We start from the raw sequence: 24,660 nt of genomic DNA, 5'->3' as shown, positions 1-24,660 counted from the left end.
AAAGCGTCGCTTTTCAACGCTCCGCTTCAGGCACTTATTCAATATACCGAACCTATCTCCTCATGTCAACTACTTTTCTCCAAAATATTTTGGAGGGCTTTTTCATCGACTTCAAAGCCTTAGACTGTAAGACTTTTAAGCTATAGTATTTCTGGAAGTTAATAAGGAAGTAATAAGTTTGTGAGCAGTTCTGCTGTTTTACCCCCTTGGCTGGTTTTAGATCCTCTTTTGCGTAGTTGGTTGTTGGAGGATATTGGCCGGGGCGATCGCACAACAAATACACTACTAGTAAAAGATGTGACGCTAGGTAAGGCTTTATGGATAGCTAAAGCTTCAGGCATAATTGCTGGCTTACCAGTTGCAGCTAGAGCATTTCAGATTTTGAATGAAAAAGTTAGTTTTACGGCAGTGGCAGATGAAGGTGCGTGGTGTGAGCGTGGAGAAGTGGTAGCTGAAATTTCTGGTTCGCTGGATGCGCTGCTGATGGGGGAACGAGTCGCGCTCAATTTGGCTATGCGATTGAGTGGGATTGCTACGCTCACTAATATATATGTAGAGAAAATTGCTGATTTACCTGCTCAGTTGGTGGATACGCGTAAAACTACACCAGGGCTGAGAATATTGGAAAAGTATGCAACTGCTTTGGGTGGTGCGATTAATCACCGTATGGGGTTAGATGATGCGGTGATGATTAAGGATAATCACATTGCGGCGGCTGGGGGAATTGGAGAAGCTGTTACTCGTATTCGTTCTCAGATTCCTTATCCCTTGACTATAGAGGTAGAGACGGAGAGTTTAGAGCAGGTCAAAGAAGCTTTGAAGCACAAGGCTGACATTATTATGTTGGACAATATGCCCTTGGATATGATGAGTCAGGCGGTGCAGTTGATTCGTCAGCAGGATAATAGGGTGAAAATTGAAGCTTCAGGGAATGTGACTTTAGAAACGATTCGCGGTGTGGCAGAGACAGGGATTGACTATATTTCTAGTAGTGCGCCAATTACTCAATCGAAGTGGTTGGATTTGAGTATGAGGATTGTGCTTTAAAATAAGGCAAATCAACTCACTGTAAAGGTGGTATAGTATTACGTTTTAGAGGGTTTAAATTTTACTAAATATAATCTATTTATACTTAGCAAACTTTTGAAGTTGCTATGGTCGCTACAATCCCTAATGTGACTAATTTTAACCGAACTCTAATATCGATCAAAATCTATAAAAATAAAGTTTTTTCAGAAAGACTTAATTTACTTAACTTAGGAGTTCCTAAGCAATACTCCCACGCTTTCTGGCTTCTTTGTAGGAAGTTCCAACATTTTTTAAACCAGCTTTAATCATTTGTTGTTCGAGGAGGGCAAAGAAACGCGCTCGATCGCCACCTTTTACCACTGCTTGATTATGCGCTTCGGCGATCGCTACAGGATAGCCATATCCTTTTTGCACTTGTGCAAGCATCAGTCCCAATGCTTGGTCTAACATGGTTACATTCTCGGCTACCCATGCTGGAACTTCGATTCGGGCGATTTCGGTGCCAACGTGAACATAGCAAAAATAAATGGTTTGATCGCCATAGAGTTCGAGAATCGGGGAATTACTCCGCCAAAGGGTGCTGCGTTGTCCTGGTTTGAGTCGGGTTGCCCAAACTGAAGTATCTCGCAACTGTTCAAAAATTTTACAAGCTACTTTTTCTAGCTGATTTGGGCAATAAGTTTTACAGTCTGGCACTGGATGAGGACAAGCTAACAACCTTAAAAAGTTCATTGTTTCGATGCTGCGAGAGGCGCTGAGATAACCGATAAGAGGAATTTGAGCATCACGCATTTGCTGCCAAGCTTCCAGGATGGGGGGTAAAATGCGATCGCGTGCATCCATCGGTAATTGTTCTAAAAACCAATAAATTAACGAACCATCTACCATCGCTAATGCTGGTGCTTCTCCTTTAGCTGCACATGCAAGTTCTGCCAAAACCGTTGCTTCGGAAGCAGTGCGGCGAAAACTCATCCATTCCTCGGTTCTAATTCCCCACTGTCGAGACATATATAAATCTTCTGGGCGATAAAATACTTCTGGCAAACTATCGAGTAGCGGATGGCGGTTTTGTCCGTAGTGTAAGACGACTCTGCCAATATTTAAGAGATAACAGTAAGCAATTTCGTGATGGTTAGGGGCAATTTGGGAACCATCAGTAGCGATGACAGTATGAATTTTTGGCGGAACTGGGATATCGATGCAAGTTTCTAGCGGCTCAATTGGGGTAGCATTAGCAAAGAGAATGCGATCGCGCCATTTTTCCTGGCGATCGATTAAATCTTGTTGAGATTCATAAGCATTTTTTAGATGTTGTTGCGCCAATTCTAAACGCTGGCGACTGGCAGCAGCTTCTAAAGTAAGATGCTGGCTTAAGCCTTGCATTTGTCGCGCCAGTTTTGTTAGATCGAGCATAAAGGTAAGTTAGGAGTTAGGAGTTTTTCTACTTTCTTAGTATTTACCTACATCTTTATAAATCTCTTGCTTCGTTAACATTCCCCCTTAAAATAAATTTCAGGGTTAATAACTAAAGCCCTTTGATTCTCTAAAAAGAATTAAGTAGAGTCATTTTAGTACACTTGAGCTATGAGGCAGGAACTTAAGTTTCGGCGGGATGTTAGTAAGGGCAACAATCTGACTGCTATAAATATCTAGGTAAGGATCGGCCCTTTGAGGGAATACGGTTGAGTTAAGCATTTATGTCTTCTCTTTGTATTCTTTGCGTTAGCCTGCGGCAAGCCGCTTTGCGTCTACGTTAAAATAATTGACTTTGACAAAGAGTTTTAGCCTTAACTCAACTGTATTGCCCTTTGAGGTTAAAGCCATTAAGAGATTATTGCAACATAAATTATATATTAAAGCCAAGCAGAGAAATCTTTGGCAAACTGAAACAGTGATAACAACTGAATTCGCGGATCGTTTTGGGCAGCTTCCCTTTCTGCTTGGGTATTATAGCCCCAGTCTGCAAGGAATAGTTTCACCTCTTCAAGGTCTGTTTGCTGTTGGACTAACTCCAATGTCTTAAGTCTATCTTCTACAAACCAAAGACTAACTGACTTGTTTTCTGCTTCCTGCTTTAATTCTCGCAAAATTTCGTATTTGGGACGCTTGACTTCTTTACCAAAAATTGCTGCTGTCGGTAAATTCACTCCTTGCTGTTTGAGTAACTCTTGTACAAAACGCCCTTCTTTAGTTGTAACAATGTATAACTTAACTCCACTGTCAAGAGTTAATTTGAGTTTTTCTACTACACCCGGATAAAATTTATGCAGACTTAGCCAACCGTCTAAATCGGTGGTAATCCATTCATCGCGTTGGTTATCTAGTTTCGCGGCAATTTCTCTGGCTTGTAGCTTGTGATTTAACAAAAGTTTCGGGGCAATGCTTAACCATTCATGAAGAATTTTATCATCAGGAATTTCATCTACCAACGCTTTGATTAAAACGGGCATTTCCCAGCCTGTTTCAATTACAGGTCGCAGGCGGTAGAATCTCAAAGCTAAATCATCTGGTGGTGTGTCATTAATTGGCGACCAAATATCACAATAGGTGCGCCACGCTACCTCAAAATATTCAATTAGTCCGTCGCAAATCACTCCATCAAAGTCCAGGGCTAAAATTGTGGGACTACTTGCGGTCATTGTTTTGAGGATGAAACTGCTGTTGTCAGCTTACCCGACAATTTTAAATCATGCAGTAATTTTTGTGAGCCTTTTATAATAAGACCCGCTAAATAAGGTAAAATCACTGATTGGCGGTTGGGATAAGATAGAAAAATACTAACCATCAATGGGGCCGATCGCAAAGTTTAAGACCCCGACTGAAGTTAAATGTGCGATCGCATTACAGAATAGTTTCCACTTAAGTCGATAGCGATCGCAACGAGATAAACTGTACAATTTGGATCAAAAATACGCTTTGGCATAGAGGTTAGGTGAGATGAGCGATGTCCAAAGACAGGCCGCTTCTCTACGAAATTCTCAGAAAGCAGCTACATCCAATTTTTCAAATCCGTCTTTTCTCTCAGCGACAACTCCAACGCTGGCAAATCCAACCCGAGGTTTTGGAGTTACAAATAACTTTCCTATCGAAACAGCAACCGAGGTATCAAAGGACTTTCACGAGGCGCAATCCTTAGAACCAGAAGTAGTCCAAGCAAAGCCCTTCAGCCATGACATTAGTCGAATATCGCTATTTAATCCCCAAGCAAAACGTCAGCTAGCAACTAATTGGGTAGCCGATCGGGGAGAAGAAATTATCCCAGAAATTTTGCAGCGCCAAAGTGTTGGTTATGAACAGGGAGATATTTCGACGATCCAACGAGATGAAACCCCCAGTTTGCCATCTGTTCCTAACTACCAACTGACTCCCCCTTCACTACTGCAACCTCCCGACCCTACTTCCCGCTATAAACTGGGTATGGATATGCATTTGCAACTAGATCCACAGTTGCAAGCAATGGTAATGCAGCATGTCGAGCAGCAACTGAATCCAGAAACGATTAAACCTGCACTAAATCAGATTAATTTAGGAGTTTTACCTACTTCGGGAACTGCTAGTCCTAGCATACCAAACCCATTTGCCAGCCCAACATTACCCCCAGCCGCTCCAACCGTGCCTGCGGGGCCAAGCACTGCCCGAACTGCAACAGGAGGGGATTTGCTACGAGCGATTATTGCAGTTCCAGCGATCGATAGTGCCTTAACTTCCTTGAAAACCCAAGCAGGCGATCGCTTTCAACAAGACTGGCGACGGTTAAGCACAGGAGGACAGATTGGTGTCGTTAGCGCTACAGCTTTAATCGGAGTCGGAGCCTTAGCAGGTGTTCTTTCCGATCCCAACGCTCGACGGCTTGCACTCGATCAACTCAATGGACAAACCTTACCTGTACCAGGATTGAAGTGGTTCCGCTTGGAAATTAATACAGCTGGCGACAACCTCATGTTAGGAATGCATGTAGATGTCGGACGATTGCTACCTCCCAGTTTAGGTTTTGGTTCATCTTCTCCGAGTGCGATCGGCGGCCCACCTCAACCTCAACCCGGTGTTTCTGGTCAACCATGATTCAATGAGTTACAAATGCTCCAGAAGCGGATTCTAGGTAAGGAGTTCGTTTCAACTTGATATTAGCAGTATGTTTTAGTTTATTTTATTGATAGAGGAAAGTTGAAATGAGCGATATCCAAAGACAAACCGCTTTGCGTCCAGGCACATTTGGACGATCTGCTTTTTCAAATCCGTCCCTTGTCTCACCAACAACTCCAACACTGGCAAATCCAGTGCGCGGTTTTGCCATTGCAAATAATCCTCCGATTCAAACATCCTCTGAGGCATCAACCGACTCACAATTAGCCCAGTCTGCTGGGGAACAATCTTTAGAACCACAAGTTATCAAAAAAAAGCCAGTTCATGACATTAGTTCCATAGCGTTACGCCGTCCACAGACAAAACTCACGGTTGGAGAACCAGGAGATCGGTATGAGCAGGAAGCCGATAGCGTGGCTCATCGAGTCATGTCAATGCCTAATACTGCTGTGCAACCGAAGATAGCACCAGAAGAACAGACTCAAGAAGAAGAAATACAAACCAAGCCTTCATTGCAACGAGCTATGAGTGGCAACTTGCAGGCTGGGGAAAATATTGAGAGTCGCCTGAATAGCAGTAAAGGTGGAGGAAGCCTGTTAGGGGATGACGTGCGAGGCTTCATGGAACCTCGCTTTGCTGCTGATTTTAGTCAGGTGCGAGTGCATACAGATGGTACGGCTGTGCAGATGAATCAGGATTTGCAGGCGCAGGCGTTTACTCATGGTAGCGATGTTTACTTTGGGCAAGGAAAGTCGCCAGGTAATAATGAGTTGACAGCCCATGAGTTGACCCATGTAGTACAACAGACAGGTGGGGCATTGCGTAGAGATGTGTTGCAGAGAAAGCCAAAAGACCAAAAAGTTACAGAACTTTCAACAAAATTGCCACTTACACAAGCCAATGCAAGATTAATTGATGCTCATTATAATTTAGCCAGTATTTGTGTAGATTTATCCGTGGCACAGACTGATTTAATCAGTACAAAATTAAGAATTTTCTCTCTCAATTACGATATGGCTTACAGCAATTACTCAAGAGTAATTGGTCAAGGAAGAGCAGAAGCACAAAATCAAACTCTTTGGAGAGGCATATTTTTAGGGATAGGAACGGGCATTTTAGCTGGTCTTGCTGCCGCCTATATTGCTCCTTCTACCGCAGCTGGATGGCTTGCTCTCACCCTTGCAGATGGACTTACAGCAGCCGGTTCTTCATTTTTACAAGCAACTGCATCTTCCGCAATAGCTCTTGCTGTATCAGATGCCATAACAACGCGAGGTAGTGATTTACAACCTGGTGGGCTTTCGCCGGATGTGCTGAAAAGTAATATTTGGCAACATGTAGCATCAATGTATCGTGGTGCATTGCAAACTAATAAAGTATTAGCAAACTTACATCGAAATACTGTTATTATTGAGCGATTAATTGCAGAAATGAGGGTACAAATTGCTGGTGGTGCATCAGAATATTCGGCGGCAGATATACTAACAGCAACTAATGCCATGATTGCTCAGATTAATGGCATGACAACTGTCTTTAGCGAATTGAAGCAAAAATCAAGCGCTATAAGTGACTTTAGTAAGTCTATTTCGGCTTATGACCCTACTAAGCCTGGAGTTGCTCAAATGGAAAAAGATATTTGGGTAATGTGGATGGGAACTTTAAGTAATGATGATTCTGATATTCTCGATTTGGATAATATTGAGGATCATTTGAAAAGTATTGGAATTTTAGGTAATGGCGGTTTATTAGGTGTAGATTTTGGCGACTATACTTCAGAAGATGATGAACTAGCCGCTTTAGCAGCGGCTCGTCCTCGCGCTGCAACTATAAAAGGAGAATATGATAAAACCGCCTCCCAATGGACTGCACCAAGTCCCTAGGTAAATAATTAAAGGTATATTTATTACGCAGCACTGGTTAAAATTTTTTCAACTTGTTTCGGGGCTTGTATTTCAGTAAATAGCTGAATTGCTCGATTAAAATTAATTTGACTTTCATCAGGCTTTGCCATCTTTTGATAAGTTAAACCTAATTGAAAATAAGCTTCAGCTAAATCGCACTTAGCATCTATTTTATCCAACAGTTCTATTGCTTCTTTATGATGAGGCAGAGCTAATTCAAAATCTGTTTGTTGTCGATAGATTTCTGCTAAACCATTGAGTGTTTTTGCTTTCACCTGCATATAGTGGCTTTCTTCAGCAAAGATTAAAGCTCGATATAATATTTGATTTGCGCGATCGAACTCTCCTAAGTTGACGTAGGTTTGACCCAAAATTTGCATGAAATAGACAAATCTTCCAGTCTGTTCCACCAATTTTTCGTTCGTAATATTCTGATAAGCTACGTCTGCTAATTGATATGAGGCATCATGCAAACCTAAATAAGAATACACTAAAGCTAAACAAACTGAAGCTTTCTCTGCCCAGCGATGATGTTCAGTATTTTGAGCCAGGTAAATTACCTGTTGAAATAAATTTACGGCTGCTTCTAATTCCCATAAATCTATTTTGTAAAGACCAATACTTAATAGGGAATCTACCTCTAGCATCCTCAGATAGTAAACTGGATGTTTATTTTCGGGCTGAGGTACAAGTGATTTGAGTGCTTGGGTTGCCAGAGTAATAGTTTTTTCTTGACAGGCGATCGCTTGACTAATTTTACCTGTTATCCAATATAGATCGCCTAGTATATTATAAAGTTCGCTGAGATTTTGGTCATTTTCTAAATTGTTTACAACTTGATTAATTGCAGTCAGGATCGGCTGAATTAAACCCATCCGATACAAGGTACTACCAAGAGGCAAAAACTGCTGCCATTGATTATTTCGGCTTTTGAGAATGACTTTGCCGGCTAACTCAAATTCCTGAATTTCTATATAATGATAATATGCTTCTAGAGCTTGCAAAGCATCCTTAAAGGTTTCAATTTGTTTAATACTAGCTGTCCAAAATTCTGCGGCTTTGTGGTTGGCAATTTCCCATTCATCACTGGGACGTAAACGTGCGATCGCTTCTTTCCGAATCACGGGATGCAACCAGTATTCACCTTTATCGCACTCCACCAAAGACCGATTTCTCAACGAGGCGATGATTTGGCGATGTTGATCGGGTGGCACATCCCACAGTAAACAAAATAACCCTTGAGATGGGATGCTGGGTATATCTTGATAACGATAACATCCCAAACGGCAAAGCAGCCGATACGCTTGAGGGTCGAGGGCTTGCAGACGATTAATTTGACTAACGGCTAAATTTTTTAAGTCCGTTGCGGCTAAAGGATCGGCATGATTTTCTTGCCAATAAAGAGCCATATCACCGTCAAAATCCTCCTGAATTGAACCGCAGAGAATTCCCATTGCTTTAGCATTACCGCCATAAGTGCGATGCATAATTTGCAAGGTTGGCGAATTGATGGCTAATCCACGGTTGCTAAAAAACTGTTGCCATGCACTTTGATCCAAACCGGGAAGCCGATAGTGATTTACATTAAGCCCAGGTTCACAAAGGCGATCGCGGCTAGTAATCAAGGTAACAGATTGGACTCTCGCATCAGCCAACACCCGCAATAGTTCTACATAGTTGCGGTGAGAAGCAATCAACCCACCTTGTTGATCTAATGCAGGTTCGAGATTGTCAATTAACACCCCAATCCGCCGATTGTGGAGTTGGCGCTTGAGTCTTCCCAATGTAACGCCAAATTCTACCCCAGGTTCTTGAGCAAAATCTTGTTTAAGCCATTCCTCTACAACTCGTTCAGCGGGGGTGATATTTTGGGTTTCCTTGGCCATCAGCAGTTCTAAAACCAAGTCAAATTCTTGATGGAGATATTGCTGCGCTAGAGTGGTTTTGCCTAAACCTCCCTCACCTTGGATAACAATAACTTTCGATCCTTGATTTACCAAAGTATTCAGATGAGCGATCGCTTCTGTTCGTCCAATAAAATTGGTATCCTCTAGTTTTGGGGTGAGTTGGTGCGATCGCGAGTAATCGATCAGACTGGATGATATTGCAGTAGTTTTTCTCAGAACCCGTTCTAAAGTAGCGCGACAATTACTTTTGGTTATCTTTTCTCGCAATACTTTAGAAAGCAGCTTCCATAACTGAGAACCTGCATCCTTGGCGTGTCCTTCGGTACAACCGTAAGAATGAGCGATATCCAAGTACTTTCTACCCAACCAAACTTGCACAAGAATCACTTTTTGCAAATCGCTCAACCGTTCCCCAGTCTGCGGGGGAATTGTGGCATCTAACCATGCTAATGCTGCTTCAGCGTCCATTGTGTAACGACAAGGGTAGTTCAGATTTTAGGGACAACTATAAATCACTCTACAGTTATCTTGTTGGAGTTTTCGGATAAGATTCTGTGAATCCGACTTTTTTCCCGACTTTTGCAAACAAAAACTTAACCGTTATCGTCAGCAATTCAGGGAATTATGAGAAGACTCCGGTAGCTTTAGTCAAAATAAACTGTTATTTTTCTTAGTTAGAGATATATTTACCGGAAGATTCTGACTTTTGTCATAATTTATCTTAAGCATATAATAAGCAAAGGTATAAAAACTTGAAAAGCCAGAATCCAAACCAGAAGAGTCAATCATTTTTACAACACAAACTACTTTTGATTGGGATAATTTGGCTTTTTAGTCTGACATTTTTAGTAATTATCTTATTCTTTTCTACACAGATTTCCGATTGGCTTTCAAATCTAGCATTTATCAAGATACTTGATGCAGTCAGCAAACTTGGTATCCTGATAGGCGTAACTACTTTCTTATTTGAGCTTCCCAAACAAGAGAAAAGAGCGAAAGCTGAACGGAGAAGAACACATTTTGAATATTGGAAGGCAATTGATGCAGCCTCAGCCTCAAGTACAGTCACTAGCTATGCGCGGAAAATTGCCCTGGAAGATTTAGCCAGTGAAGGAGTTTCTTTGAGAAATGTAGATACTCCCAATGCTGACTTGAGACACATTGACTTAACTGGAGCCGATTTGACCGGAGCTAATCTCTATAAGGCTGATCTTACAGGAGCAAAACTTGAGGGAGCTAATCTCTCGAAAGCGAACCTTCATGGAGCCAGACTATATGGTGCTTCTCTTTTAAATGCAAAATTAGAAAGTACTGATCTCCGAAAGGTTTTATACGATGAGCATACCCAATTCCCAGTAGGGTTTAATGCTGCATTAATGGGAGCATATTTGATTGCTCCTGGCGTTTCTCTTGAAGGAGCCAAACTCACAAATGCAATTCTTTGGGAGTCTAATCTTCAGGATGCTAATCTTGAAGCATCTGATTTTTCAGAGGCTAGCTTTCGCGGAGCATTACTTAAAAATGCCAATTTTCAAAGAGCAAATTTGAAAAAGGCAAAGTTTGGAAATGCTAATTTAGAAGGTGCAAAGCTAGATAATGCTGATATAGAAGGAGCTAGTTTTTGGAATGCAACAGGCTTAACTGTAAAACAAGTTAAATCTGCCAAAAATTGGGAAACAGCCGAATACAGCAAAGACTTCCATGAAAAGCTGGTTTGACATTTTCCACGACTTTTGCAACCCTATCACATAAAACTGCCGACTTCAGCCGACTGACAAAACAAAGTGCGTAAGCGTAGCCAGCCGTAGGCATCGCTTAGTTTTGTACGGTGTGTTATGCCGCTATATTAAGCACTCTACCAGATTGAAGCTTATTCCCTCACATCACAAACTAACCTTTTAAATAAAGAGAGAGAAATAATAGTTGTGTTTAACAAAGTTTGCGCTTCATTAAAATCAGCATCACCCGTAATAAAAAAATCTGCTCCTGCGGCAATAGCACAAGCTAAAAACTTTGCATCTTTCCTATCTCTGGGGAAATCAACCTCCACATCCACATTAATTAGTGTTGTCACTGAATCAATCAAATAAACCCATCTTTCGTATTGTGCCTCAGTTAATTTTAAAGGAGGACGCTTTAAAACTTCTTTATACTCTGCGATAATCTCTGCTGATACAACCCACTCAAAAGAAGAATTAGCAATCACAAATAAAATTACTGTCTCTGGATTTTTATCAGCTATAGCAGCAGAGACTACGATATTAGTATCAATAATAACTTTCATTCTTCCCGTCTATAAGCTTCAATTTCTGCTGCTATCTGTTCATCAGTCAAGGGATTATCTGCGTGTATTGCTTGTATTTCTTTGAATAACTTTTTTAATTCTTCTGCTAAAGTAACCCTTTGATTATCCTCTGTCAAAATAATCACCTCAACTCTCTGTCCTGCTTTAAATGGTAAATCAGATAATACTAACTGCTTTGGATCTTCAATAGTGATATATGTTTTATAAGCGTTCATGATTTATCCTGTTACTCACTTTTATCTACCCTTGTTCTAACAATTTCGCTACATTCTCTGCAATTCTCTCTTCTAAATTTGTAAAGTCGTCTTAGAAGGGCGAGGTTTGAAACCCAAATTTTCTATAACCAACTTTTTCCCTGACTTTTGCAACTCCATCACATAAAACTGCCGACTTCAGCCGACTGACAAAACGAAGTGCGATCGCTTAGGCTATTGGGTACAGAGATAAAAATTAAAGTATAAAAAAATGCTTAATACTCTCAGCCCAGTTAGAGAAGACTTAGCAGGTGAAAGCTATCCCAGTCCTAACTACCTGCAAACACAACATCGCATTCGTTTACTGATAGACAGATATATTGCAGACGAACAACTACACGATCGCCTGCAAGATTTACCGCTACAGTTTGCCAATCCCCAACCGCGTCCCTGGAAACACATCGACTGGCAAACAATCAATCGCAATCAAATTATCGGCTTAGACGCAGAGGTATTTCTATCTATATTGATAGGTGCGATGGATACAGAAGCTCCCATTCGCGGCTATACCCAAACCAGTCGGCAGTATTTGGAAAAATTGCATCCTCAGATGGCTCGGTTTGTTGGTGGAACAGTCGGTGAAAGTGGTGAACTGTTGGAACTTGGTTTGTGGGAAAAGGAAGAACGTCAGCACACACCCGCATTAATCAAAGTCTACACCCAATTAACAGGCGAGAAAATTACTCCAAAACTACGGACTGTTAGAAGCTATCTCCCCACAGATGATGCTCACGAAGACTTATATCGCCACGGCTTACACCGCATTGCCACAGAATACGGTGCTACCTGTCTTTATATTTGGTTGATGGCTCACACCACTGGCGCACTCCAGGATGTTCTAGAGGAACTAGCACAGGATGAAATCAACCACATGACCAAATTCTGGGGGTTTGGAGTCTGGGCTTTTCCTGATACTGGGTTGGTGCGAATTGGACGCACACTCATCAAAACGCGATCGCAAACCTATCAGCGTAACAACCTCATGCGTACCCTCCGCCGCATGATGGGTACACTCAACTGGAATGCTTGGTCATTAACCAACAAAACAACTCTTTTTTTCACCTTCGCCTACACAATGCATCGTCTGTGGAGTTGGAACAATAGCCTCACACCAAAATACTTGCAAGATTTATTTGAAATTACTCATTAGTAAATAACAAAGGACAAATGACAAATGACAAATGACAAATCAGCCGATTTAAATCCCCAAAAAATCCCCCAACATATCGCCGTCATCATGGATGGTAACGGACGATGGGCAACCAGTCGAGGATTACCGCGCATTGCTGGACATCGCCAAGGAGCAAAAACGCTTAAAGAACTATTGCGTTGCTGCAAGGATTGGGGAATCAAAGCGTTGACAGCCTACGCTTTCTCAACAGAAAATTGGCAGCGTCCCGTTGAAGAAGTTGATTTTCTGATGCATTTGTTTGAGCGATTACTACACCGCGAGTTGGCTCAAATGCATCGGGAAGGAGTGCGAATCTCGTTTATTGGAGATTTATCAGCTTTACCTAAGTCTCTACAAACGGAAATGGAACGTTCTATAGCAGAGACATTGAATAATCAAGCAATCCACTTTACTGTTGCAGTCAACTATGGTAGCCGTAACGAAATTACTAGAGTTTGTCATCAAGTAGCTCAACTCGTCCAACGTGGCGAACTCAGTGCAGAACAAGTGAATGAAAGTCTAATAGAACAACATCTCTACACAGCAGACACTCCAGAACCCGATTTACTGATTCGGACTAGCGGTGAGATGCGATTGAGTAATTTTCTCTTGTGGCAAATGGCATATACAGAGATGTATTTCACCGATATTCTTTGGCCAGATTTTAATCGAGAAGCATTATATCAGGCTTTGTTGAGCTACCAAAATCGCGATCGCCGTTTTGGTCAAGTTAAAGCTTCACTGTCAGCTTAAGCTATCTGGAAAACCTCTCTATTAAATTTCCCCCTCCCGCGTCGGGAAGGGGACTAGGTTTTTTGCTGCTATGAAGCATAAAGTAAAAGCACCCACATTACCAGGATGGTATATGAGCGCTAAGAAATTTAAACATTATTGAGGATAATCTATCTGCTATGACAGACCGAAGTAACTATAAGAATAGCAGGCGGTGGGTAAATAAACTGCAAGGGTAGTTACAAATGTTTTGTTAAAAATATTACTTACTGTAAGATATTGCTTATTTTTCTAAAGTGTGGTACTGATTATCTAAAAATTTTCTTTATGCGATCGCTATGAAACTTCTCTGGGATGAAACTGGTTAACAATCCCAAGATAAATGATTTCCGCCGTTTTCCTCCCGATCTTCCATACACTCCAAATTAATTTTTTGGGTAAATTACTCTTTGCTAGGTATTTAGCCTCTAATCTCGGCTAAATACCTATATTCATTATCATAAAATCAGACCGATGTAATTATTATTTTGCCAATAGTAATTATCAAAACTATCAATATCATTATTTGTTAATTCTTTCCCAAAATAGTATTTACTATAATTTAATACTTGCGATATAAGCTGATTTTGCGGTAAGTAAATTCAGAAAAAATCCTGATATCAAAAATTTAAAGTTAGCCAGAGAATCTTGCTAAATCTACTTTAAATTTACTTATCAATCAATTTCAAAATCGCAATTAATTTTTACCATATTATGTGTGTTGGGAGTTGTCATGGCGAAATATCTACTAGCTTCTGCTAGTGGGATGGGATTTTTATGCTTAATTGCCGGGTTATCACCTGTGCAAGCCCTTCCTAATTTAGAAATTGCAGATAAAAACGTAGCTATTAATCAAAATGATAGCAATTATCAAAAAAATGATTCTCATCAAAGCAACTTTACAAATAATATCTCCAGCGAATTGCTGATAGATAATGAGAATCAAAAAAATCAAGATTTAGGTGTAGATTCTGCTGTTAAGCTTCAGCAGCAACTGACACCACAATCTGCAAATTCATCTCCATCCTCAGACAAGCTTGCACAAGTAACATCTGTATCCCAATTATCTGATGTACAACCTACAGATTGGGCTTTTCAGGCACTCCAGTCTTTGGTTGAGCGATATGGTTGTATTGCAGGTTATCCCAATCAAACCTATCGCGGTAATCGGGCGATGACTCGCTATGAATTTGCTGCTGGCTTAAATGCTTGTTTAGACCGAATCAACGAACTGATTGCCACTGCAACTGGTGATTTGGTTAAGAAAGAAGATTTAGCCACGTTGCAGAAACTACAAGAACAATTTACGGCGGAATTAACAACATTGCGGGGTCGAGTGGATGCTGTAGAAGCTCGTAGCGCAAAACTAGAAGCAAATCAATTTTCTACGACTACTAAACTTAATGGAGAGGTAATTATTGCTGGTGTTGGTGCTACCGGCGGCGCTCCTAATAACAGCGACTCGAATATCATCCTAGTCAATAGAGTGCGATTAAATCTCACCACTAGCTTTACTGGTAAAGATTTATTAATTACTGGATTGCAAGCTTATAACTTTTTGGGTGGAGCCAATGGACAAGGTAGCCTGCAACAAAGTTTAGGATTAGCTGCACCTCTTTTAAGTTCTAGTAGCGCTCGTACCAGTTTTGAGCCGCAATTTCCAGGGTTAAATGTCAATACTTTGTCGAGTGTTGGCGCGAACGATGTTCAGCTTTACAAATTGCTGTATATCTTTCCCGTCGCTAATAAATTAACCTTGTTTGCCGGAACTGCGGCGGAAACATCAGATGCTTTCCCAACAATTACACCTTTTTATGGCGAAGGACAAGAGTCAATTTCTCGTTTTGCAGGCTTAAACCCAGTGTTACGGGTTTCTGGTGGGACTTCGGGTACTGGTTTAGCATCGGCGGCGGGATTTATTTATAGTATTTCCCCGAATTTGGATTTACGCGCTTTATACGGTAGCGTCAACGCCAATTTACCCCAAAAATCTGCTGATGAGGCACTACCAGGAGTTTCTACGACACCTTTGGGGGGTGGTGTATTTAGTGGAAGTAGTATTGTTGCTGCACAGTTAACCTTCAAGCCCAGTCCTGACTTAGATATTGGTCTAAACTATGCCAATAGTTATCACGAAATCAATATTTTAGGTACTGGATTAATTAGTGGTGATGTTGGTGCTTTAGCTGGTGTTGACGCTGGGACACCAGTCAAACTCAATTCCTTTGGGGGTACAGTAACATGGCGATTTTCTCCCAAGATAGCCTTATCTGGCTACGGTGCAGCATTATTTGTTGATGCTTCTTCTAATAGTGTGAATGCTTCCACCACCTTTACAAGTTGGATGGTGGGACTTCACTTCAAAGATTTATTCAAGTCAGGGAATAATGCCGGGATTATTTTTGGTCAGCCGCTTTATCGTAGTGATGCTGGTGGTTCTGCTCAACTTTCCCCCACAGGCGACAATCGGGCGACTCCTTACCATTTAGAAGGCTATTATCGCTTTCGAGTTAGCGATAATATCAGCATTACTCCTGGTGCATTTGTTCTCTTTAACCCAGAAGGTAATAGCAACAATGAGACTACGACTGTAGGTGTACTTCGGACTACTTTTACGTTCTAACCAAACCTCTAAATAGCCATGCCATTATTTTCCATGCCATAATTAGCAAGCGAATATCCTCCTAAAAATAACACTCCTTCTCAGGAGTGTTGAGGATAAAATAATGACTAATAAATAAGTAGAAACTCGTTGGATGATTATCGAATAGTAATATCATCATTTTGCTCAAAATATCTTGCGCAAAACTGGTGTTACGCCTACTTTAAAGCTGATATTTAGGCTATCTTCAGTGGTAAAGTGTTAGTATCGTGACAGAAAAATCTTTACTCGATGCTCAACCTCACGAAGATTTCTAGAATCTAAACCCACTAACCGAGATATAGATGGAAAGTGTCCTTTAGGTGCATCTAAGCTGAAAGTATATTCCTCATATTTAATCCATTCATTATTGGTAAGACTTGCTAGCCATCCAACTTTATAAGCAAAGCGCTTACAATCTTTTTTGACTTGCCAAATACGTTGTTGGACGCTGAAACCAAATCTGGCTTCGCTATATTGAAGCCAAAGCTTATTAATAATATAGAGGTCATGACGAGGAAATTTTTTAATTTCTCCATCATCTAAAAAACCTTCTACTTCACGCTCACATATTTTCAGCATAGTAGAGTAAGTTTCTTTATCAGCATCCTGCCATTTTTGTTGTGCTAATAGTTCCTGTAATTTTCTATAATCTATACCAGAAGTATGAGATACAAGAGTTAATTCTGCTGCCAATTGAGACAAATGTAACTGCACATCTGATAAAGATTTAAGAATTGAGATTTCCGAATCTGTTTCTAAAGAGTGGGATGGCAATTGAGATATTTGCTTTTTTATTTCCCCTAATTCTTCGAGAATTTTATAATTTGACTTTTGTTCATCACTCATAATTTCTTTCAAAGCTTGTAGTTCAGTTTGAGCAGCTAGTGAGGCTTTTTGAGTCTCTGCTAAAGTGATCTGAGCTTCTATTGCCGTTTCTTCAGTATTTGCCAATCTCTCCTGCATAGTCTGAATCTCAGATTTTAATTCCTTTATATCCGTTTGAAAATTTGCAATAGTTGATTCAAAAATATGCAAACTATTTCCTTTTATCTCCTGCAACTCTTCACGGCTACGCCTGAGTTCTTCAATTGCTTTTTCATAATATCCTAATGGTGTTTTCCAGTTATCATTAGCTGCTTTAAACATAAAGCTCTGTTAATTTTATTGATTATCTATTAATAAAATTTGTGGAGAATTATACTCTGACATAACATTGTTTTTTAAATCATAACCATTCATTATGCTACGCCAAAATTTACAAAGTAAACCATATTTCATCCAGTCTTGAATAGCTCGATTTTTTAATTCTGGAGAATTTCTTACTAAAGCAGCCATCATAGCGGCATTTTGTTGTAATTGTCCATAAATCTTCAATACCTCATCGATAGATGTTTTTTCATCTAACTTACTGAGTTCATAGCACTCGCTTAACTCATAAAGCTCAATATCAGAAAATAGACCACCGGGCTTCCATGCTATTTTTAGTCTTTGTCTACATTTATCAAGAGGACTAGGTAAACCGTGAACTAAATATTTTTTTAACTCATTCCGAATTAGTTCTAGTTTGCCATCTATCAGTTCAGATATTTTATCAACTATTTGATTAGCATCTTGAAATAACTTATTTTCCAAAGATTCAATTCTTTCCAAACTCTGCTCAATGCTGTTTTGAGACAAGCTAATCGCCTGCATTACAGCTAGTGACATTTGATTAATTCTATTTTCTAGGTAAAAATTAGTTTTACTAATAGTCTCTGTGAGGGCTTTTTCACGAATCTTATCTATTTTTTCCAGGTGATGTTTAACTTTATCATCTGCTGTATTTAGCAGATGTTCAATGTCAGTTTTAACCTTACTTTCTAATTCCTCAGTTTTTTCTATTGCATGATTAATACTTTCTTGAGCAATATAATCAAGCTTGTTAGCCAAAGGGTAAAGTTTGTCATCAAACAAGTTAGCTATTTCTTTGCTACCCTCTCTGACAACCTCCTTTGCTGCACCCTCAAATTGTTTAACAAGACCTCCAAATAGCCATCCCATCATTTATCCACACCATAACTAGCAAGCAGATATCCTCCTAAAAATAACACTCTTGAAAAAGAGTGTCGAGGATAAAATAATGACTAAAAAAAAAGTAGAAACTCGGTGGACAATTATCGAATAATAATATTACCATTTTGCCCAAAATCTATTGTGCAAAACTAGTGCGAGGCTTACAGTGCTAAACTACGCAATTCCTCAAAATACTTAAAGCCACTGCCTCTGCTACCTTAATACCATCGATACCCGCCGAGAGAATTCCCCCTGCATATCCCGCGCCTTCACCAGCCGGATAAAGACCGACTGTATTTAAACTCTGATAATCCTCTTTGCGTTTAATCCGAATTGGTGATGAGGTGCGGGTTTCTACCCCAGTTAACACGGCATCATCCATTGCAAATCCCTTGATTTGTTTGTCAAAAGCGGGCAGTGCTTCACGGATGGCGGCGATCGCATAATCTGGTAAACTCTGGCTCAAATCGCCCAAATGTACCCCTGGCGTATAAGACGGTTTAACCGTGCCCAACGCTGTAGAAGGGCGATGGTTAAGAAAGTCTCTCACCAACTGCCCTGGAGCTTCATAAGTCCCACCGCCCAATTCAAAAGCCTTTTCTTCCAAGCGCCGTTGGAAGTCAATTCCCGCCAAGGCATTACCCGGATAATCTTCGGGTGTGATGCCCACAACGATCGCACTGTTGGCATTACGCTCATTGCGAGAGTATTGGCTCATCCCATTGGTGACAAGTCTCCCCGGTTCTGATGCGGCTGCAACCACCAACCCGCCCGGACACATACAAAAACTATAGACTGAACGACCATTTTGACAGTGGTGAACCAGTTTGTAATCGGCAGCACCTAAAAGTTTATGTCCCGCCTGAGCGCCAAAACGACATTTATCGATGAGAGTTTGAGGATGTTCGACGCGAAAGCCGATGGAAAAAGGTTTCGGCTCGATGTAAACCCCGCGATCGTATAGCATTTGGAAGGTATCGCGGGCGCTGTGTCCTACTGCCAAAACTACATAATCGCTGGCGATATATTCCCCACTGGCAAGAGTGACTCCCCGCACCTGTCCATTTTCGATGTTGATATCTTCCACCCGACTTTCAAAGCGAATTTCACCGCCGAGGGATTCGATTTTAGCCCGCATACTTTGGACGATTCCCACAAGTTTGAATGTGCCAATATGCGGTTTGTTGATATAGAGAATTTCTGGTGAGGCTCCCGCATTGACGAGTTCGGTTAATACCTTTCGCCCATAATGCTGAGGATCTTTAACTTGACTGTAGAGTTTGCCATCGGAGAATGTACCCGCACCACCTTCGCCAAATTGAGCGTTAGATTCTGGATTGAAGTCGGATTTTTTCTTCCAAAAGCCAAAGGTATCAACGGTGCGATCGCGAACTTTTTTCCCACGTTCTAAAATGATTGGACAAAAACCCATTTGTGCCAGCATCAAACCCGCAAATAAGCCACAAGGCCCAGTACCAATGATGATGGGGCGAATTGCCAAATTACTAGGTGCTTGCGCCACTGGGCGATAACTCATGTCTGGCCTAACCATCACATGGGGATCTTTTTTCAGGCGCTTGAGTAGATGAGTCTCCTGAGTTGTTTCTACATCCAGAATATAAACAAGGTTAATCTCTCCTTTTTTACGGGCATCATAGCTACGCTTGAAGATGGAATAACCGATCAATTCTTCGTTTGTGATTTGCAGCTTTTTGAGGATGGCAGTCTCGATCTCATCTTCAGGATGATCGAGTGGAAGCTTTACTTCTGTTAGTCGTAACATGGCGAGGAGAAATTCATACTATCTATTAAAATCTTAATCAAAATTGCTGTGTCGCGGCTGATACTTAAACCAGACTGACAGCCGCCTCTAACATTCGTATTGTCCCAAGTTCAGCATTTATTTCCACTTCTACACCGATTGGTAAGGTAAATTTATCTTTAATATGACCAATCATTGAACCATGCCAAGCAGGAATACCTAAAGGAAGTATGTGTTGTTGCAATACTTGGATTAATGTAAATGATGGTTCATCTCCAAGTTTACAATTAGTACATTGTCCAAAGATAAAGCCAGAAATTTGATTAAGTATTCCAGCAGTTTTTAACTGCGTCAGCATTCTATCTACACGGTAAACATCCTCGCCAACTTCTTCCACAAATAAGATACTTTTGTTCCAGGAAGGTAGATAAGGTGAACCTACCATCGCCGATAGCACTGATAAGTTTCCACCTACAAGTTTACCTCTCGCTTTTCCTGGTGCTATTGTCTCCACCCGCACTTCGCTAGGGTTGAGATTTTGCATAGTCACAGCTTCACCATTAAATAGGATGCGTTTGAAGTAATCCACTGTAAATTGATTCCAGGTAGATGTGGCAACTGGCCCATGAAAAGTAATCATTTGACTACGGGCATTAATTGCTAACAACAGCGTCGTAATATCGCTGTAGCCGATGATAATTTTTGGATGTGAGCGGATTAGGGAGTAGTTTAGTAGTGGTAGGATGCGATTACAGCCCCAACCGCCACGCATGGGGATAATTGCTTTGATGGTGCGATCGCTAAACATCAAGTTTACATCCTCGGCGCGATCGCCATCTTTACCCGCTAAATAGCCGTAACGATCTAAAATATGCTTCCCCAGTTTGACTTTTAACCCTAATTGTGAGATTGATTGCTGCGCTGCTTCGATATCTTTAGCGTCAACGATACCCGCAGGGGAGATGAATCCTACAGTATCACCTACTTGTAGGTGGGAAGGCTTACGGATGGTGTTTACGAGTTCACCTTTAGCGGTAAGTGGTGATATTTGGGTGGCTAGGGTAGCTAGTCCACAGCTTGCAAGAAATTGCCGACGTTTGATAAGCATAAGTATTTAGGATAGTGACGAATTTTAATAGGTTATACCAATGCCTAAGTAATTGATAAAAAGTTAGATCCCCGACTTCTTAAAGAAGTCGGGGATCTTGACACCGCGAATTTTTACGAATCAAATAAGATTGCTATATGTAAATTTGGATTGACTAATTTTACTCGTGAATCATGCGGCGAAGATCGTCAAGAGGAGATTCTGGTTCAGTAATTTCTGAATTGTTACTGTTAGTTATTTGTACATCTTCCTCTTCAATATAAAATTCAACGCTTATTTTAATTTTCACTTTCCCTTTTTTCCAGCTTTGAGAACCTAGTGTTAAAATTTCACAATCTGTACCCTTCTGAAACAAATTCACAAGAGAATTGTTTATATCTACTCCCTTCCTCCTTAATTCTTCATTCAATATATTTGCCAGATGGGAGTTAGCTGAGGTATCCATTGCTTGTTTTAATTTAGCAACTTTGTATATGTTGTCTCCAAAGTCCAAAACATCACTATCATTACACTCTATTGGCTTAAATTCATCTTGCATATCAACCTCAATTCTTGATTTTCTTCTACGACATCTGCCATTGTTGTTGATTTCGACCAAAATATTCTCCTTAACCTCTTTACGCAAAACAAAACTGTACTTAGTGAGCGCTAAGGGACTTCCAATTAAAAAAATATCCAATTTTGTAGGGTGCGTTAGCGACAGCGTAACGCACCGCCAGATATCTCGGTGCGTTACGGCTTTCGCCTAACACACCCTACTGTATATTTTATTTTTTGGAAGTCCCTAAAGCACTCACTAAAAGCTACAATTATCTCAAAAATGATTTGAGATTAAAATTAAACCTCTTGCACCGCATCTGAAACTACAAATCCATTATTAGCAAACTTCCCATCAGCATCAAAAGAATCACCAATTACAGGCAAGAAATGGTCATATAATTTCATCGCCTGTAAACAACTATTGATACTAGAAGCTGCTGAATTATAGGTGGCAATATTTTCTTCAACAACACTCAATAATCGCCGATTATTCGCAATTTTTTCTTCAGCTTCTTGTTGCAGTGTTTTCTCTAAATAAGCCCGCGCCTGTGGGTATTGCTGCAAAATCTCATCTGCTTGCTGTTCTGCCATTGGTAATAACTGAGTTTTCAATGTTTGATTAATGGTTTGACGGAAAGATTTACGAATAGTTTGAGAGACTTTTGGTTCAAAATCTAACTTCAATAATTGCCTAATTGCTGGTTCTGCTTCTACGATACTTTCAGCGTCATAACCTTGAGAGGTTTGTAATAAAGTCTGGCGAAATTGATATATAGAAAAAGTGCCTTCATCATAAAATCTCGGACTTTCTCGCACGAAGCGATCGCACTCTACACTAGCTGCACTCACTAATGCTTGAGTAACGCTTTTTTCTAAATTTCTAATCTCTTGTTCAATGCCGCCATCATTATCTAATAAACGATACAATTGGCGATAGTATTCTGATTTGCGAATTTTTTCAATCAATCGCTGGAAATAATTTGCAACTACTTGCTGAGAAGATTCAATCAAAATATCTTCTAATTGATTTGCTAAGTAATAAAATGCCTCTACTAAAATAGCAATTAAAGGTGCGGTAGCGTTGCGAGGGTGGCTGATAGTTGCACGTTGATAAGCAGAAGCTACAGAAAAACTATCTAGCAATTCATCTAAACGGCGAATCATTCGTGATTGCAATTGCTTAAAATCTGATTCAAAAGCATCACAAGAATTATTGATTATTAAGTTCACTTCTTCTGTGATATGCTCGTTAAATTCTCTACCAATTTGTTGGAGTTGCTGATTTAGGCGTTGCAACTCTTGCAACTTCATACTCTCAATTTCTTGGGGTTGACTATCTAAATTACGTTGTACACTCTGATAATGCTTTTTCAGTTTAATACAAACATCTTCCAAATCATCAGCAAGATTTTTAAATAACTGCGGACGCTTTTCTTCTGTAAGATAGCGAGTAATAGCTGTGCGAAATTCTTCAGTACCACTATCTTGAATTAGCTTGTCTATGAGTTCTTTTCCCCAATCTCCTAAAATCCGCACATAATTTTGATTTGGAGTTTCAAAGCCGTTAACAGAAACACGAAATTTACTGGTAGAAAGCTTTCCTGAATTTACACAGTAGTTGTTAAAGGCATAGACAAATTGTGGTGTTTCTTCTTTACCATCTAAACCTTTAATACTTTCTGCAAAAACAGAATCTAAACCAAATCTATCTCCTTGGCTTGTCTGTTTAATTTGACTGCCGTAAAATCCTAATAATCCACTGGTTTTATAAACCTTGTTTGAATTAGCAAATTGCCCACTGATTAAATCGTCTAATCGTTGCCGTAGTTGGGTATTGTACCAAGTTTCATCGATGCGGTTGAAGACATAGAAAACGCGATCGCGTACTCCTCCATTTTGCCGCATTAATTCCAATAGTTCTGTTTCTTCTTTTGTCATATCACCCGCCGAAGCAGGTTTTAGCACACACACTACCGCCGAAGTATCAGGATGTTGAATTTTGGCATAAGTTAGTTGTGCGTCTTTCTCTACTGGGGCATCGATACCAGGTGTGTCAATAATTACATTGCCATCTTCTAGCAGAGGATGATTGCAGTAATATTCTATTCGCTTCAATACTGCACTATTACTACCCCGACGGGCATATCCCGCAGCTTCCTTGAGGTTAGAAAAGTGAAATTGCTCCATTGAGTATGTAGCATTATTAACCGTGTTGATGCGATCGCGGTTTGCTATATATCCTTCTAGCAATAACATTAACGCCTTCGCCTGTTTTGCACGTTCTGATTTACTTTCACCACCTTCCTGCTGAATAATCGCTTCAGAACCTTCAAGTAGTAAGTTAATTACATCAGTTTGGTTAATATTAGGTACTGTCTTAAATCCTAGCTGCTTACACAAATAAACTGCTTGTTCCCGAATCTCTGCTTCGCTTAAAAATGTCAAAACAACACGTTCTTTCTCTACTTCTGCATACTCGATTTTGCATTCTGTACCAGTAGCGTGTCCCTCTGCACTGTAAAGTAATTCTCTCTCTAATAGTGCATTGATTAGCATTGATTTACCGGCACTAAACGCACCCGCAAACACAATCTCAAACTTGGGAGAAATCGCCTTAGTTAGGGAAGTTTGTACAGGTGTAATATCTTGAGAATGTAGCGTTGGTTCTTGCTGTGAAAGTTGTAATATCGACTCAACTTGCTCTTTCAAATTTTTGCACTGAAGTGGTAAATCTGACATATTCAGCATCCTGACAATCTTTATGTATATGTTAGTTACATTTATTGTCTGGATGGTTCAGTAATATTTCTGAGATATATGATGCAGTTTGGCTGCATCATGTCCACTTAAAAACTAATTGTTTAGAGGATGTTTTAAAAGTATTTAGCTGTGATTTTAGGCACTTGTCGATCCCCCCTAACCCCCCTTAAAAAGGGGGAAGAATCAAAGTCCCCCAATTTATCGGGGAATTTAGGGGGATCTAGTAGTCTGTGAATAAATAATTGATGGATAAATTTCCTGTAGAGACGGCGATTTATCGCGTCTCTCTAACCGTCAAAATGAATTTGACAGACTACTAGAACGTTTTGATACCTACAATAAGACTTTTAAAACATCCTTTTAGACTGATGCG

At 40.3% G+C, this 24,660-nt stretch carries 18 protein-coding genes; 7 read left to right on the top strand and 11 right to left on the bottom strand.

The genetic code is table 11. From position 1 onward, the window contains the following. Positions 1-180: 180 nt before the first annotated feature. Positions 181-1,047, top strand: a complete 867-nt coding sequence (gene nadC, locus CDG77_RS06380; RefSeq protein ID WP_094328555.1) for a carboxylating nicotinate-nucleotide diphosphorylase — start codon at positions 181-183, stop codon at positions 1,045-1,047. A gap of 219 nt (positions 1,048-1,266) precedes the next feature. Here nadC and CDG77_RS06375 read toward each other — a convergent pair whose 3' ends face one another. Further along, positions 1,267-2,442 carry a DNA double-strand break repair nuclease NurA gene (locus tag CDG77_RS06375; RefSeq protein WP_094328554.1) on the bottom strand — a complete coding sequence of 392 codons (1,176 nt, stop codon included), beginning with the start codon at positions 2,440-2,442 and terminating at the stop codon, positions 1,267-1,269. A gap of 440 nt (positions 2,443-2,882) precedes the next feature. Then, positions 2,883-3,668 carry an HAD family hydrolase gene (locus CDG77_RS06370; RefSeq protein WP_094328553.1) on the bottom strand — a complete coding sequence of 262 codons (786 nt, stop codon included), beginning with the start codon at positions 3,666-3,668 and terminating at the stop codon, positions 2,883-2,885. Between the two features lie 298 nt (positions 3,669-3,966). Between CDG77_RS06370 and CDG77_RS06365 the strand changes: the two genes are divergently transcribed. Both CDG77_RS06365 and CDG77_RS06360 read left to right on the top strand, forming a co-directional pair. Next, positions 3,967-5,091, top strand: a complete 1,125-nt coding sequence (locus tag CDG77_RS06365) for a hypothetical protein (RefSeq protein WP_094328552.1) — start codon at positions 3,967-3,969, stop codon at positions 5,089-5,091. 107 nt (positions 5,092-5,198) lie between these two features. Then, positions 5,199-6,992: an eCIS core domain-containing protein gene (locus tag CDG77_RS06360; RefSeq protein ID WP_223269720.1), complete on the top strand. Its 1,794-nt coding sequence runs from the start codon at positions 5,199-5,201 to the stop codon at positions 6,990-6,992. A gap of 23 nt (positions 6,993-7,015) precedes the next feature. On the opposite strand, the gene CDG77_RS06355 is transcribed toward CDG77_RS06360, so the two are convergent. Continuing rightward, entirely contained in the window at positions 7,016-9,388 is a 2,373-nt protein-coding gene (locus tag CDG77_RS06355; RefSeq protein ID WP_094328551.1) for a tetratricopeptide repeat protein, read from the bottom strand. A 284-nt stretch (positions 9,389-9,672) separates the two neighbouring features. Here CDG77_RS06355 and CDG77_RS06350 point away from each other — a divergent pair, with 284 nt between their 5' ends. Continuing rightward, positions 9,673-10,638 (top strand): pentapeptide repeat-containing protein, encoded by a 966-nt coding sequence (locus tag CDG77_RS06350; RefSeq protein WP_094328550.1) that lies wholly within the window; start codon positions 9,673-9,675, stop codon positions 10,636-10,638. A gap of 152 nt (positions 10,639-10,790) precedes the next feature. Here the strand turns inward: CDG77_RS06350 and CDG77_RS06345 are convergent, their stop codons facing one another. Beyond that, positions 10,791-11,204 carry a putative toxin-antitoxin system toxin component, PIN family gene (locus CDG77_RS06345; protein WP_094328549.1) on the bottom strand — a complete coding sequence of 138 codons (414 nt, stop codon included), beginning with the start codon at positions 11,202-11,204 and terminating at the stop codon, positions 10,791-10,793. After that, positions 11,201-11,440, bottom strand: coding sequence for a hypothetical protein (locus tag CDG77_RS06340; protein ID WP_094328548.1), 240 nt, complete (start codon positions 11,438-11,440; stop codon positions 11,201-11,203). Before CDG77_RS06340 ends, CDG77_RS06345 begins: the two co-directional genes overlap by 4 nt. 250 nt (positions 11,441-11,690) lie before the next feature. On the opposite strand from CDG77_RS06340, the gene CDG77_RS06335 reads away from it, so the two are divergent. From CDG77_RS06335 to CDG77_RS06325, 3 genes are all read left to right on the top strand, one after another. Beyond that, positions 11,691-12,629, top strand: coding sequence for a hypothetical protein (locus CDG77_RS06335; protein ID WP_094328547.1), 939 nt, complete (start codon positions 11,691-11,693; stop codon positions 12,627-12,629). Positions 12,630-12,653: 24 nt separating this feature from the next. Then, positions 12,654-13,403 carry an isoprenyl transferase gene (locus CDG77_RS06330; RefSeq protein WP_094328546.1) on the top strand — a complete coding sequence of 250 codons (750 nt, stop codon included), beginning with the start codon at positions 12,654-12,656 and terminating at the stop codon, positions 13,401-13,403. Positions 13,404-14,154: 751 nt separating this feature from the next. Then, a complete protein-coding gene (locus CDG77_RS06325; RefSeq protein WP_094328545.1) occupies positions 14,155-16,044 on the top strand; it encodes an iron uptake porin in 1,890 nt (629 codons plus the stop codon). A gap of 240 nt (positions 16,045-16,284) precedes the next feature. Here the strand turns inward: CDG77_RS06325 and CDG77_RS06320 are convergent, their stop codons facing one another. The 6 genes from CDG77_RS06320 to CDG77_RS06295 all read right to left on the bottom strand — a co-directional run bounded on the left by CDG77_RS06320 (position 16,285) and on the right by CDG77_RS06295 (position 24,266). Then, positions 16,285-17,211, bottom strand: a complete 927-nt coding sequence (locus CDG77_RS06320) for a GUN4 domain-containing protein (RefSeq protein ID WP_094328544.1) — start codon at positions 17,209-17,211, stop codon at positions 16,285-16,287. A gap of 15 nt (positions 17,212-17,226) precedes the next feature. Then, positions 17,227-18,108, bottom strand: coding sequence for a hypothetical protein (locus CDG77_RS06315; protein ID WP_143856965.1), 882 nt, complete (start codon positions 18,106-18,108; stop codon positions 17,227-17,229). Positions 18,109-18,286: 178 nt separating this feature from the next. After that, entirely contained in the window at positions 18,287-19,900 is a 1,614-nt protein-coding gene (locus tag CDG77_RS06310) for an NAD(P)/FAD-dependent oxidoreductase (RefSeq protein WP_094328542.1), read from the bottom strand. 64 nt (positions 19,901-19,964) lie between these two features. Beyond that, a complete protein-coding gene (locus CDG77_RS06305; RefSeq protein ID WP_094328541.1) occupies positions 19,965-20,987 on the bottom strand; it encodes a S66 peptidase family protein in 1,023 nt (340 codons plus the stop codon). 160 nt (positions 20,988-21,147) lie between these two features. After that, complete coding sequence (locus CDG77_RS06300) at positions 21,148-21,585, bottom strand: KGK domain-containing protein (RefSeq protein WP_223269719.1); 438 nt, start codon at positions 21,583-21,585, stop codon at positions 21,148-21,150. Between the two features lie 239 nt (positions 21,586-21,824). Then, complete coding sequence (locus CDG77_RS06295) at positions 21,825-24,266, bottom strand: dynamin-like GTPase family protein (RefSeq protein WP_094328539.1); 2,442 nt, start codon at positions 24,264-24,266, stop codon at positions 21,825-21,827. Between the last annotated feature and the right edge of the window lie 394 nt (positions 24,267-24,660).

Origin of the sequence: Nostoc sp. 'Peltigera membranacea cyanobiont' 213 (assembly GCF_002245975.1) — a bacterium.
In the GTDB taxonomy this organism is placed as follows: Bacteria; Cyanobacteriota; Cyanobacteriia; order Cyanobacteriales; family Nostocaceae; genus Nostoc.
The sequence above is the reverse complement of the archived record's forward strand: the minus strand, read 5'-3'. Positions and strand labels throughout refer to the sequence as shown.

Coding starts and splice junctions, on each gene's coding strand:
- CDG77_RS06375 (WP_094328554.1), bottom strand. CDS start 2,442: ATGCTCGATCTAACAAAACTGGCGCGACAAATGCAAGGCTTAAGCCAG.
- CDG77_RS06370 (WP_094328553.1), bottom strand. CDS start 3,668: ATGACCGCAAGTAGTCCCACAATTTTAGCCCTGGACTTTGATGGAGTG.
- CDG77_RS06365 (WP_094328552.1), top strand. CDS start 3,967: ATGAGCGATGTCCAAAGACAGGCCGCTTCTCTACGAAATTCTCAGAAA.
- CDG77_RS06360 (WP_223269720.1), top strand. CDS start 5,199: ATGAGCGATATCCAAAGACAAACCGCTTTGCGTCCAGGCACATTTGGA.
- CDG77_RS06355 (WP_094328551.1), bottom strand. CDS start 9,388: ATGGACGCTGAAGCAGCATTAGCATGGTTAGATGCCACAATTCCCCCG.
- CDG77_RS06345 (WP_094328549.1), bottom strand. CDS start 11,204: ATGAAAGTTATTATTGATACTAATATCGTAGTCTCTGCTGCTATAGCT.
- CDG77_RS06340 (WP_094328548.1), bottom strand. CDS start 11,440: ATGAACGCTTATAAAACATATATCACTATTGAAGATCCAAAGCAGTTA.
- CDG77_RS06335 (WP_094328547.1), top strand. CDS start 11,691: ATGCTTAATACTCTCAGCCCAGTTAGAGAAGACTTAGCAGGTGAAAGC.
- CDG77_RS06330 (WP_094328546.1), top strand. CDS start 12,654: ATGACAAATGACAAATCAGCCGATTTAAATCCCCAAAAAATCCCCCAA.
- CDG77_RS06325 (WP_094328545.1), top strand. CDS start 14,155: ATGGCGAAATATCTACTAGCTTCTGCTAGTGGGATGGGATTTTTATGC.
- CDG77_RS06320 (WP_094328544.1), bottom strand. CDS start 17,211: ATGTTTAAAGCAGCTAATGATAACTGGAAAACACCATTAGGATATTAT.
- CDG77_RS06315 (WP_143856965.1), bottom strand. CDS start 18,108: ATGATGGGATGGCTATTTGGAGGTCTTGTTAAACAATTTGAGGGTGCA.
- CDG77_RS06310 (WP_094328542.1), bottom strand. CDS start 19,900: ATGTTACGACTAACAGAAGTAAAGCTTCCACTCGATCATCCTGAAGAT.
- CDG77_RS06305 (WP_094328541.1), bottom strand. CDS start 20,987: ATGCTTATCAAACGTCGGCAATTTCTTGCAAGCTGTGGACTAGCTACC.
- CDG77_RS06295 (WP_094328539.1), bottom strand. CDS start 24,266: ATGTCAGATTTACCACTTCAGTGCAAAAATTTGAAAGAGCAAGTTGAG.